We start from the raw sequence: 11,523 nt of genomic DNA, 5'->3' as shown, positions 1-11,523 counted from the left end.
TGGGGCTTGAATGCAAACTTTGAACACCACGCTGCTGATTATCGGTGGCGGCCCTGGCGGTTATGTGACGGCGATTCGTGCCGGTCAGTTGGGCATCTCGACCATTCTGGTGGAAGGCGAATCACTGGGCGGTACGTGCCTGAACATCGGCTGCATTCCGTCGAAGGCGTTGATTCACGTTGCCGAGCAGTTCCACCAGACGCAGCACCACAGCCAACACTCTGCGTTGGGCATCAGCGTTTCTGCGCCTGTTTTGGATATCAACAAAAGCGTTGAATGGAAGGACGGGATCGTTGATCGCCTGACGACCGGCGTTTCGGCGCTGTTGAAGAAAAACAAGGTTCAGGTCATTCAGGGCTGGGCCAAAGTGATCGACGGCAAGACCGTTGAAGTCGGCGACACGCGGATTCAGTGCGAACACCTGGTGCTGGCCACCGGATCGAAAAGCGTCAACCTGCCGATGCTGCCGATTGGCGGGCCGATCATCTCCTCCACCGAAGCCCTCGCGCCGACGTCGGTGCCGAAACGGCTGGTCGTGGTCGGTGGTGGTTACATCGGTCTGGAGCTGGGGATTGCCTATCGCAAGCTCGGTGCCGACGTCAGCGTGGTCGAGGCTCAGGATCGTATCCTGCCAGCCTACGACGCCGAACTGACCCAGCCTGTTCACGATGAATTGAAAAAACTCGGCGTGAAGCTTTACTTGAAGCACAGCGTTCAAGACTTTGATTCCAATAGCAATACATTGCAGGTTCTCGACCCGAGCGGCGACACCCTCAACCTGGAAACCGATCAGGTGCTGGTGGCGGTCGGTCGTAAACCAAACACTCAGGGTTGGAACCTCGAAGCATTGAAACTGGACATGAACGGCTCGGCGATCAAGATCGACAACCGTTGCCAGACCAGCATGCGCAACGTCTACGCCATCGGCGACCTGAGCGGCGAACCGATGCTTGCGCACCGGGCCATGGCTCAGGGAGAGATGGTGGCCGAGTTGATCAGCGGTAAAACCCGCGAATTCAACCCAACCGCTATCGCTGCCGTGTGCTTTACCGATCCGGAACTGGTGGTGGTCGGCAAGACCCCGGACGACGTCAAGGCGGCGGGTCTGGACTGCATCGTTTCGAGCTTCCCGTTCGCGGCCAATAGCCGGGCGATGACGCTGGAATCGAAAAGCGGCTTCGTGCGGGTCGTCGCTCGTCGGGACAATCATGTGATTGTCGGTTGGCAGGCGGTCGGTGTGGGTGTTTCGGAATTGTCGACCGCGTTTGGCCAGAGCCTGGAAATGGGTGCTCGGTTGGAAGATATCGCCGGCACGATTCATGCGCATCCGACATTGGGTGAAGCGGTACAGGAAGCGGCGTTGCGGGCGTTGGGGCATGCGCTCCACCTGTAACCCCGGTCAACTGTGGCGAGGGAGCTTGCTCCCGCTGGGCTGCGAAGCGGCCCCTGGCGGATTTCCAGGCACACCGCGTTGTCTGGATTTGCGACTGCTTCGCAGCCGAGCGGGAGCAAGCTCCCTCGCCACAGGATTTCGAACAACGAAGAGTCGGCGGCGAATTTCATGGGCAGGCTAAGAAATCTGCCAATCACCCGATAGTCCGGGCTGCGAAACAGGCCCGGAATGAAGTATTGTTGTCCCCATCCAAAAAACGTCAGAAGCCTTGAACCGTTTCGGCGGTTGTTAAGTGATAGAGGGTGTCATGGGTAACGAAAGCATCAATTGGGACAAGCTGGGTTTTGATTACATCAAGACCGACAAGCGCTATCTGTCGCACTATCGTAATGGTGAGTGGGACAAAGGCACCCTGACCGAAGACAACGTGCTGCACATCAGCGAAGGCTCGACTGCCCTTCACTATGGCCAGCAATGCTTCGAAGGCATGAAGGCCTATCGTTGCAAGGACGGCTCGATCAACCTGTTCCGCCCGGATCAGAACGCCCTGCGCATGCAGCGCAGCTGTGCACGCCTGCTGATGCCGTTCGTGGAAACCGAGCAGTTCATCGAAGCCTGCAAGGAAGTGGTCCGTGCCAACGAGCGTTTCATCCCGCCTTACGGCACCGGCGGCGCGCTGTACCTGCGTCCGTTCGTGATCGGCGTGGGTGACAACATCGGCGTGCGTACCGCACCGGAATTCATCTTCTCGATTTTCTGCATCCCGGTCGGCGCCTACTTCAAGGGCGGCCTGACCCCGCACAACTTCCTGATCTCCAGCTACGACCGTGCCGCCCCACAAGGCACCGGCGCGGCCAAGGTCGGTGGCAACTACGCCGCCAGCCTGATGCCAGGTTCCCAGGCCAAGAAAGCGCATTTCGCTGACTGCATCTACCTGGACCCGATGACCCACACCAAAATCGAGGAAGTCGGTTCGGCCAACTTCTTCGGGATCACCCACGACAACAAGTTCGTGACCCCGAACTCGCCGTCGGTACTGCCGGGCATCACCCGCCTGTCGTTGATCGAACTGGCCAAGACGCGTCTGGGCCTGGAAGTGGTTGAAGGTGACGTGTTCATCGACAAGCTGTCCGACTTCAAGGAAGCCGGCGCTTGCGGTACGGCTGCCGTGATCACCCCGATCGGCGGCATCAGCTACAACGACCACCTGCATGTGTTCCACAGCGAAACCGAAGTCGGCCCGGTCACCCAGAAGCTCTACAAAGAGCTGACGGGCGTACAGACGGGCGACATCGAAGCGCCAGCAGGCTGGATCGTCAAGGTTTGACCTGACAACCGCTGCATCGAAGCCCTCCATTGCCTTGGTGATGGGGGGCTTTTTTTATGAGCCTTGGGCGGGTTGGAAAAGCAAAATCAAGGGATCGCAGGCTGCGCCAGCTCCTACGCCGATCGCGATTCACCTGTAGGAGCTGCCGAAGGCTGCGATCTTTTGATCTGTTCATATGAATCAGGAAGTATCAAATCAAATCGCGCGCCCATCTCCCTGCGCCCCAACGCCGTCACCGCCAACGCCCGACTGTCCAGGTCCTGTGTCACCCACTTACGCTTGATCGCCGTTTGCAACAACGCCGCCCCCAGCGAACCGCCCAGGTGTGGCCGGCGCATGCTCCAGTCCAGGCAGGGACAGGCGAACCGCCGTCGCAGGGTGTTCAGGTCGTTGACCTCAATGCCCAGTCCTTCAAACAACGCTTCGCCGCTGTCGCTCAACCGATAGGCCTGCTCATCGGTTTCCAGCAACCAGCCTTTTTCCAGCAGCCGGTCATGCAGCAACACGGCCAGCGTGCCGGCCATATGGTCATAGCACGTACGGGCAAATTGCAGGCGGTCCGGAGTGCGCGGGTTGAAGGTCGGCGCGGTGTTCTGGCCGATCACCATCAATGCTTCCAGCGCCTGGGCCACGCGTTTGTCCGCGAGGCTGTAATAGCGATGGCGCCCCTGAACGTGCAGCCGCACCAGCGCCAGTTCCTTGAGTTTGGCCAGGTGCGCACTGGCGGTGGAAGCGCTGACCTCGGCAATCGCCGCCAGCTCGGTGCTGGTGCGGGCATGGCCGTCCATCAATGAGCAGAGGATTTTGGTCCGGGCCGGCTCCGCAATGGCGGCGGCCACTTGAGAAACGCCGATGTCGTGTTGTTCTGCGTTCATATTTCGCTCCCGGACGAATCAAGGGCCTTTCGGACTGGAGATAGTAGCAACACTTTTTCAACGAACAAGGCTGCGACCCATGGACCCGATCATCGCTGCGACTCATGCCGATCCTTATCCTTATTACGCGCAGTTGCGCGCTCAAGGCGGGCTGGTTTTTCACGAAGGACTCAAACTATGGGTGGCCAGTAGCGCCAAGGCTGTCGCTGCGGTGCTGGCACATGCTGACTGTCACGTGCGGCCGATTCTTGAGCCTGTGCCCAAGGCGATTGCCAGCGGCATGGCGGGCAAGGTCTTCGGTCAGTTGATGCGGATGAATGAGGGCGAACGGCAGCGCTGCCCGAGGTCGGCCATCCAACCAGGGCTGGCGATGATCGACAGAGATGAGATCAATACGCTGGTCAGCGCGCGATTGATCAGTCCAGACGCCGATGGGCTGCACAAGGCGATGTTCCGTGGCCCGGTTTGCGTGGTGGCGCTGCTGCTGGGGTTCACGCCTGCGCAGGGCCGGGTCATCAGCGAGCTGACGGCAGATTTCGTCGCGTGCCTGTCGCCTCTCAGCGATCAGGCGCAACTGAACGCGGCCCATGCCGCGGCGGAACAGCTGAGCGGCTATTTCATCGAGTTGCTGAATGACCCGGATAATCAAAGTACCCTGCTCGCCGGTATTCGCAAGCGGTTTGCGGCGACATCCACCGACAACGAAGCAATGATCGCCAATCTCATCGGCCTGTTTTCCCAGACCTATGAAGCCACCGCCGGGCTGATCGGTAACGCGTTGTTGGCGCTGATTCGAAACCCGCGGTGGCTGAACGATTCGATCAACATTGACGACCTGGTGGCCGAAGCCCAGCGCTTCGATCCATCGGTGCAGAACACCCGCCGCTTCATCGCCGCAGCTTGTGAAATCGAAGGCGTAAAGCTAAATACCGGCGATGTGATTCTGGTGCTGCTGGGTTCGGCCAATCGTGATCCGCAGCTCAATGACCAGCCTGACGCCTTCAAGCTCGAGCGTCCGGAGCGTCGCAGTTTCACCTTTGGTGCCGGGCGTCATCAATGCCCGGGGCAGGAGCTGGCCATGAGCATCGCCAGCGCCACGTTGACGCAGATTCTGGCGTTGGAACCCGCACTGGACCGATTGACCTGGCGCTACCGCCCTTCCCTGAACGGCCGGATTCCGCTGTTTTCGTGAAGGTCATCTATTAGTTACATTAAGCAGCCGATCCCGAGTCAGCACTTCGTTCAAGCGTTACGATGTTCGACCGTCAGGTGGGACAATTCATGAACCGGCGCAAGACGTTTGCGAATGGCGTCGGCGTCGACATCCGGCGACGCCACCACACTGACAATCGCCGCTCGCGCCTGTGGGCCGACTTGCCAGACATGCAGGTCGCTGATCCTCACATCACCGTTCGATTCCAGCAGATCACGAATCTCCGCTGCAACCTGCTCATCGGTGGTGTCGAGCAGCACGGCGGCACTGTCGCGCAACAAGCCATATGCCCATTTTGCAATCACGATGGCGCCGACAATGCCCATGACCGGATCCAGCCAGACCCAGCCCAGATACCGGCCGGCCAGCAACGCGGCGATGGCCAGCACGGATGTCAACGCATCGGCGAGCACATGGACGTACGCGGAACGCAGATTGTTGTCGTGATGGTGATGATGTTCATGAGAGTGGCTGTGATCATGGCCGTGATGCCCGTGTTGACCGGCCAGCAAAAATGCACTGACGATGTTCACTAAGAGCCCCACCACCGCAATCAGCGTCGCTTCGGTAAAGGCAACGGTAGTCGGCTGAAACAGGCGCAGAACGGATTCTCCGGCAATGCCGAGCGACACCAGCCCCAATACCATTGCCGAGGCAAAACCGGCCAGATCACCGACCTTGCCAGTACCAAAACTGTAACGGGCGTTGTTGGCATTGCGTCGGGCAAACGCGTAAGCCGCCGCCGAGATACCCAAGGCGCCGGCATGCGTTGCCATGTGAAAACCATCGGCCAGCAGCGCCATGGACCCGGTGATGTAACCGGCAGCGATCTCACCGATCATCATTACGAAGGTCAACGCCACGACCCATAGCGTGCGGCGAGCATTTTCATCGTGGGAAGCGCCGAGGAACACGTGGTCATGGCTGAAGGATGGAGCCTGAGGTGTCAGTGTCATGGTGATCGGACTCTATTTCGAGTAACGGCGAATGGCTTGCAGCAACTCTTCAACGCCTTGCGCGCGTTCCTCGTTGCTGAGATCGGGATGGGCCACGTGTTCACGGGCATGGGCGTCGATGAACTGATCCATCAAGCCATTGACCGCTCCACGGATCGCCGCGACCAGGTGCAGGGTCTTGGCGCAATCGGCGTCGGACTCGAGTGCCTTTTCTACTGCCTGAACCTGGCCGGCAATGCGCCGCACCCGGTTGAGCAGATCGTCTTTGTGTTCGTGAATGTGCGACATACCTATACCCCCCACCCCTATGTAGCGAGCATGATCAATGATAGGGCCGGTGAAGGCAAGGCTGTTTTGAGGTTTCTTGTGGTTGGCCGCGTTATCGTTCTTCGCGAGCAAGCTCGCGAAGACGGCCCGACAAACGCAACAAATGTCAGGCCTGACCGATCAACGCTTACTCAGGCGGATCAATTTGATCCAGCACCTGGTTCACCGTGATTTCCGCCAGCATGATGCTGGTTGAAATGCCCAGCAGGGCATTACGCGACCCGCCGTCCAGAAGATCCACCAAGTGATGAACCATTACGTCAACCGAGGCCAGCGTCTCGACCAGATAAACCAGCAGGGTTTCGGTCGTGCGGACACCCTCGACGATATCGACGTATTCACCTGGGTCGCCAATGGAAAGAAGTGCCGGGGGGCTCAATCAACCGGCAAAAACCGCCTTCTGCGAACAGAGAGCACCGTTTTTGTCATTAAAGTTTCACCCGCCAATCAATCATCCCGCGTCAGCACTTCCAGCAATTCAATCTCGAAAATCAGGTTCGAATTCGGTGTGATCTTGCCCATCGTGCGCTCGCCGTAGGCCAGATGCGCCGGCACCAGCAACTTGCGTTTGCCGCCGACCTGCATCCCCATGATGCCCTGATCCCAGCCCTTGATGACTCTCCCCGTGCCAATCACACACTGGAAAGGCTTGCCTCGGCTGTAGGAAGAATCGAATTCGGTGCCGTCTTCCAGCCAGCCGCGATACTGGGTGGTGATCAGTGCGCCTTTGACGGCGGCTTTGCCGTCGCCCGGCTCGATATCGATGATTTGCAGTTCGTCGTTCATGCTTCTACTCGTTTACGGTCGCCCGGGTTCGGGGCGCGGAGGGAGGTTTTCGCAGAATTCGGCGCCGAAGGCAATCCATGGAACCGAAGCCCTTGGCGCCCGTTCACATGAGTATCGATCAATCCGAGTCAGGAGGGCTCATGAACACCCTGCCAACACTAGGCGATGAAGCCGTCGTCCGTCTCTCCCGCCAGGGCGGTTTCGCGGTGATCCACGCCTTGACCCGCCCCCGTGAAATCGAATTCGCGCAATGTGATCTCGATCAGCGCACGCGTATTTGCACGTTGCTGGAGGGTTGTCTGCCACTGACCCGCGAGTCTTCCGGCCAGGGCGATCAGCGCTTCTATCAAATCGAAGTGCGCTACCGCCTCAATGAGCATGACGACCAGTTGGTGCTGAAAGTGCCCGAGGATCAGGCGCCGGGAGAACTGGTGCATTTGTGGGATAAGGGAGAAGTTCTTTAGAGCCTGAAGTGCTATTGAGTCGAAGGGTGAACTAACATATGCGCACCTTCCCGGAATGATAGCTCGCCATGATGGCAACCCCTGAATGATCTCCGTCTCTACCAGCGCAGCCCTGGGTTCGGTGCTGCTTGCCGTGATCATCGCGCTGATCTGCCGCGAGCGCTCGCTGCGCAAGCAGCTCGCCGAACATCGGGTGCTGATTGCCAGCCTGTCCGAACGGCAAACTATCCATCAGGACAGCGACGCCGAACGCTTCAAGCGCAGCCAGTACTTCGCGCGTATCGGTACCTGGGACTGGGATGTCGACACTGACCGGCTCTACTGGTCGGACGCGATCTACGGCATGTTCGGCTTCAAGATCGGCGAAGTAACGCCCACGTACGCCTTGTTTTGCGCCTGCGTGCACCCGGACGACCGGGTCAAGGTGCGGGCCGGTGAGCTGCGTTGCCTGGAAACCGGCGAAAATCATGACGAGGAATACCGGGTCATCTGGCCCGACGGCACCCTCCGCTGGCTACGCGAGACCGGCAACGTGGTGAAGAACGATCACGATGAAACGATCAAGATGATGGGCGTGGTCCGCGACATCACCGAAGAAAAAGCCTCCGCCAGTTATTTGCAGCACCTGGCCCATTTCGACCCGTTGACCGGCCTGCCCAATCGACTGGTGCTCGAAGAACGCCTGTCCGAGGCGCTGGAACAGGCGCGCATCAGTGCCACGCGGGTGGCGCTGGTGTTTGTCGATCTCAATGGCTTCAAGGCAATCAACGACCGTTACGGCCATGCCGCCGGTGACCGCGTACTCGTCACCACCGCCACGCGCCTGAAGCGAATCCTGCGTTCAACCGACACCGTCGCCCGCATCGGCGGCGACGAATTCGTGGTCATCCTCCAGGGCCTGCCTAAAGGCAGCAGTCTGCAAGACGAAGCCCGCAGCATCTGCCAGAAAATCTTCGTCGAACTCTCACCGCCGGTGACCATCGGCACCGACCAGCGCCACATCGGCACCAGCCTGGGCGTCGCGGTCTTCCCGGACCATGCGCCGAGCATGGACCGGTTGATTCACATTGCCGACCTGGCGATGTATGAGGCTAAACGCAGCGGGAATAATCAGTATCGGTTGGGTACTGAAAGCGCAGTACGGGCTTATAGCGAATAGATCCTCGCAGGCGCTTTTGCCGGTGAGATCGCCTTCGCGGGTAAGCCCTGATGCCTGTAGGAGCAGCCGGTCGACGCTCGATTGCTCGCGATGGTCGTTAACGATGCCGCTTGTTTACTGACTAAACGCAGTGCTCTTTAGTCCATCGCGAGCAAGCTCGCTCCTACAGAATCCTTAACTGAACAGCATTAGCTCCCACACTGGATCTTCTGCGAGTCCAGCCTTTATCCTTGTGCCCCCCGCAGTACCGAGTCCTGGAGTTTCCCCATGCCCCATGAAGGCAACCTGTTGCAGGCCGCTGTCGTGTTTCTGTTCGCGGCGGTGCTCACCGTTCCCTTGGCCAAGCGCCTGCAACTGGGGGCGGTGCTGGGCTATCTGTTTGCCGGCGTCATTATCGGGCCGTCGGTGCTGGGGCTGATCGGCAATCCACAAAGCGTCAGCCATATTTCCGAACTCGGCGTGGTGTTGCTGCTGTTCATCATTGGACTTGAGCTGTCGCCACGGCGCTTGTGGGTGATGCGCAAGTCAGTGTTTGGCGTCGGTCTGGCGCAGGTGCTGTTGACCGGGTCGGTGATTGGTGTCATGGCGCTGTTCGTGTTTGGCCAATCATTGAACAGTGCGATTGTGCTCGGCTTGGGCCTGGCCTTGTCGTCCACTGCGTTTGGCTTGCAAAGCCTGGCCGAACGCAAAGAGCTGACCAGTCCGCATGGGCGACTGGCGTTTGCGATTCTGTTGTTCCAGGACATCGCCGCGATCCCGCTGATCGCCATGGTGCCGCTGCTGGCGGGCGGCGATCACACCACCACTGCGGCCGAGGATTTGAACCACGGCTTGCGGGTATTGGGCAGCATTGCGGTGGTGGTGATCGGAGGACGCTATCTGCTGCGACCGGTGTTCCGCGTGGTGGCCAGGACCGGTTTGCCGGAAGTCTCCACCGCCACCGCGTTGCTGGTGGTGATCGGTACGGCGTGGCTGATGGACCTGGTCGGCGTGTCGATGGCGCTGGGCGCGTTCCTCGCCGGTTTGCTGCTGGCGGACTCCGAGTATCGCCACGAACTGGAAGCGCAGATCGAACCCTTCAAGGGTTTGCTGCTGGGGCTGTTTTTCATCAGCGTCGGCATGGGCGCGAACCTGAGTTTGCTGCTCAGCGCGCCGATCACCGTGCTGGGGCTGACGCTGCTTCTGATCGCCATCAAGCTGCCGCTGCTGTTTGTGGTGGGCCGACTGGCCGGCGGCCTGGGCAAGGTCAGTGCGATTCGCCTCGGCATCGTGCTCGCCGCCGGTGGTGAATTCGCGTTTGTGGTGTTCAAGATCGGCCGGGATCAGGGCTTGTTCGAACCGCGTCTATATGACCTGCTGGTGCTGACGATCACGCTGTCCATGGCCGTGACGCCGCTGTTGCTGCTGATCTGCGCACGGCTGGTCAGCCCGAGGGTGCAGCCGGTGGTGGTGCCGGAGAAGTTCCGCGAGATCGACACCGACAAACCCCGTGTGGTGATTGCCGGCATGGGCCGGATGGGGCAGATCGTCGCCCGTATCCTGCGCGCGCAAAACATCAAGTTCGTGGCCCTCGACACCTCGGTGGAAACCATCGAGCTGTCGCGCAGTTTCGGTGGCGTGCCGGTGTTCTACGGCAACCCGATGCGCCCGGAAATCCTCAGCGCGGCCAAGGTCGAACAGGCGGAATACTTCATCATCGCCACCGATGATCCGGACACCAACATCAAGACCGCCGAGGTGGTGCACAGGTTGTACCCGCACATCAAAATCATTGCCCGCGCCCGTAACCGCCAGCACGTGCACCGGTTGGTGGACCTGGGGGCCGAGGCGATTCGGGAAACCTATTATTCAAGTCTGGAAATGAGCCGGCGCACGCTGGTCGGGCTCGGCTTGACCCAGGCTCAGGCCGATGCGCGGATCAAGCGCTTCAAACATCACGATGAACAAGTGCTGGAAGCGCAGCATGCGGTGTATGACGATGCGGCGAAGGTGTTGCAGACCGCGCAGGAAGCCCGGGCGGAACTGGCGAAGCTGTTTGAGTCGGATCAGTTGGAAGAGCAATCGGCCAAGAGTTGAGGTGAATGTGAGGGCCTCTTCGCGAGCAAGCCCGCTCCCACAGGTTCAATGTCGTACCAGATATTGTGGCAAACATAAATCCTGTGGGAGCGGGCTTGCCCGCGAAGAACGATAACGCGGTGTACTTGGATAAATAACGAATCAAGGAACTCACCACCCGCAAACATTACGCCGGCCAGCACGCAGTTCGACATTATCGCTGATGCTGATTGACCCTGTTGCCCGACCGGCCGGGCAGCATGCGCGTCAGGGTATTGTCGCGGACCCAATAGTGATGGAACAAACCCGCCGCCGCGTGCAATCCAATCAGCCAGTAACCGCTGCTGCCGAGCAGTTCATGCCAATACTTGAACTGTCTGGCCAGGTCCGGATCCACTGCCACCGGCGATGGCAGGAAGAAACCGAACCAGGGCACAGGCTTGCCACCGGCCGACAGCATCAGCCAAGCCAGTAACGGAGTGCCGATCATCAGCACATAGAGCGCCAGGTGCATCAGATGCGAAACGCCGACTTGCCATTTGGCAACCGCCGGAGTAACCGGTGGCCGGGGCGTCAAGCGTGCGAGCAAGCGCAGCCAGACCAATACAAAAATACTCAGCCCGAACAGACTGTGCAGGCCCAGGAACAATCCCCTCAACGTGTGCCCCTTTGGTAGCAAGCCCTTGATTTCGATACTGGCATAAACGCCGACAAACAGCGCCAGCATCAGCCAGTGCAAGGTGATCGAGAGTTTTCCATACCGATGAGCGACTGGGTTGGGGGTCATAAAAGGGCCTAGTGAAATAAATGATCGACTGCCGAATCATTCGGGCAGCCTGACCCGGGTGGGTCGCCGACGGACGCCACCCTGCCCAGTCAGTCTTAAGGCAATCTGAAGATGGCCTCGCTGCAACCTTTTGCCACCTTCAGATTCCGTTAAGAAATGCCGCCGATACTCCTCCCGAATT

The 11,523-nt window shown here is 59.4% G+C and carries 11 protein-coding genes and 1 pseudogene; 6 read left to right on the top strand and 6 right to left on the bottom strand.

Annotation, left to right across the window (positions count from 1 at the left end):
* Positions 1–10: 10 nt before the first annotated feature.
* Together lpdA and ACYZTL_RS01260 are read left to right on the top strand one after the other, a co-directional pair.
* A complete protein-coding gene (lpdA, locus tag ACYZTL_RS01265) occupies positions 11–1,393 on the top strand; it encodes a dihydrolipoyl dehydrogenase (protein WP_461950219.1) in 1,383 nt (460 codons plus the stop codon).
* Between the two features lie 307 nt (positions 1,394–1,700).
* On the top strand, positions 1,701–2,720 hold the full coding sequence (locus ACYZTL_RS01260; RefSeq protein ID WP_461950218.1) for a branched-chain amino acid aminotransferase: 1,020 nt from the start codon (positions 1,701–1,703) through the stop codon (positions 2,718–2,720).
* Between the two features lie 113 nt (positions 2,721–2,833).
* Here the strand turns inward: ACYZTL_RS01260 and ACYZTL_RS01255 are convergent, their stop codons facing one another.
* Positions 2,834–3,595, bottom strand: a complete 762-nt coding sequence (locus tag ACYZTL_RS01255) for an ArsR/SmtB family transcription factor (RefSeq protein ID WP_461950217.1) — start codon at positions 3,593–3,595, stop codon at positions 2,834–2,836.
* Between the two features lie 79 nt (positions 3,596–3,674).
* On the opposite strand from ACYZTL_RS01255, the gene ACYZTL_RS01250 reads away from it, so the two are divergent.
* Positions 3,675–4,787 (top strand): cytochrome P450, encoded by a 1,113-nt coding sequence (locus ACYZTL_RS01250; protein ID WP_461950216.1) that lies wholly within the window; start codon positions 3,675–3,677, stop codon positions 4,785–4,787.
* Between the two features lie 50 nt (positions 4,788–4,837).
* On the opposite strand, the gene dmeF is transcribed toward ACYZTL_RS01250, so the two are convergent.
* The 4 genes and pseudogenes from dmeF to ACYZTL_RS01230 form a co-directional block, all read right to left on the bottom strand.
* The gene (gene dmeF, locus ACYZTL_RS01245; RefSeq protein WP_461950215.1) at positions 4,838–5,764 is read right to left on the bottom strand and encodes a CDF family Co(II)/Ni(II) efflux transporter DmeF; all 927 of its coding nucleotides are present in this window, start codon (positions 5,762–5,764) and stop codon (positions 4,838–4,840) included.
* A 12-nt stretch (positions 5,765–5,776) separates the two neighbouring features.
* Positions 5,777–6,052, bottom strand: a complete 276-nt coding sequence (locus tag ACYZTL_RS01240) for a metal/formaldehyde-sensitive transcriptional repressor (RefSeq protein WP_149661361.1) — start codon at positions 6,050–6,052, stop codon at positions 5,777–5,779.
* 166 nt (positions 6,053–6,218) lie between these two features.
* Positions 6,219–6,401, bottom strand: a pseudogene (locus ACYZTL_RS01235) (DUF6124 family protein); the annotation flags it as partial.
* 137 nt (positions 6,402–6,538) lie between these two features.
* Entirely contained in the window at positions 6,539–6,877 is a 339-nt protein-coding gene (locus ACYZTL_RS01230; RefSeq protein WP_214383947.1) for an FKBP-type peptidyl-prolyl cis-trans isomerase, read from the bottom strand.
* Between the two features lie 140 nt (positions 6,878–7,017).
* Here ACYZTL_RS01230 and ACYZTL_RS01225 point away from each other — a divergent pair, with 140 nt between their 5' ends.
* The 3 genes from ACYZTL_RS01225 to ACYZTL_RS01215 all read left to right on the top strand — a co-directional run bounded on the left by ACYZTL_RS01225 (position 7,018) and on the right by ACYZTL_RS01215 (position 10,576).
* Positions 7,018–7,341, top strand: coding sequence for a protealysin inhibitor emfourin (locus ACYZTL_RS01225; RefSeq protein WP_461950214.1), 324 nt, complete (start codon positions 7,018–7,020; stop codon positions 7,339–7,341).
* Between the two features lie 85 nt (positions 7,342–7,426).
* Complete coding sequence (locus ACYZTL_RS01220; protein ID WP_461950213.1) at positions 7,427–8,500, top strand: diguanylate cyclase domain-containing protein; 1,074 nt, start codon at positions 7,427–7,429, stop codon at positions 8,498–8,500.
* Between the two features lie 267 nt (positions 8,501–8,767).
* The gene (locus ACYZTL_RS01215; protein WP_461950212.1) at positions 8,768–10,576 is read left to right on the top strand and encodes a monovalent cation:proton antiporter-2 (CPA2) family protein; all 1,809 of its coding nucleotides are present in this window, start codon (positions 8,768–8,770) and stop codon (positions 10,574–10,576) included.
* A gap of 193 nt (positions 10,577–10,769) precedes the next feature.
* On the opposite strand, the gene ACYZTL_RS01210 is transcribed toward ACYZTL_RS01215, so the two are convergent.
* Positions 10,770–11,342, bottom strand: a complete 573-nt coding sequence (locus tag ACYZTL_RS01210; RefSeq protein WP_461950211.1) for a cytochrome b — start codon at positions 11,340–11,342, stop codon at positions 10,770–10,772.
* Between the last annotated feature and the right edge of the window lie 181 nt (positions 11,343–11,523).

This window comes from Pseudomonas sp. LB3P81 (assembly GCF_054897965.1).
This window is presented reverse-complemented; position numbering and strand designations above follow the sequence as displayed.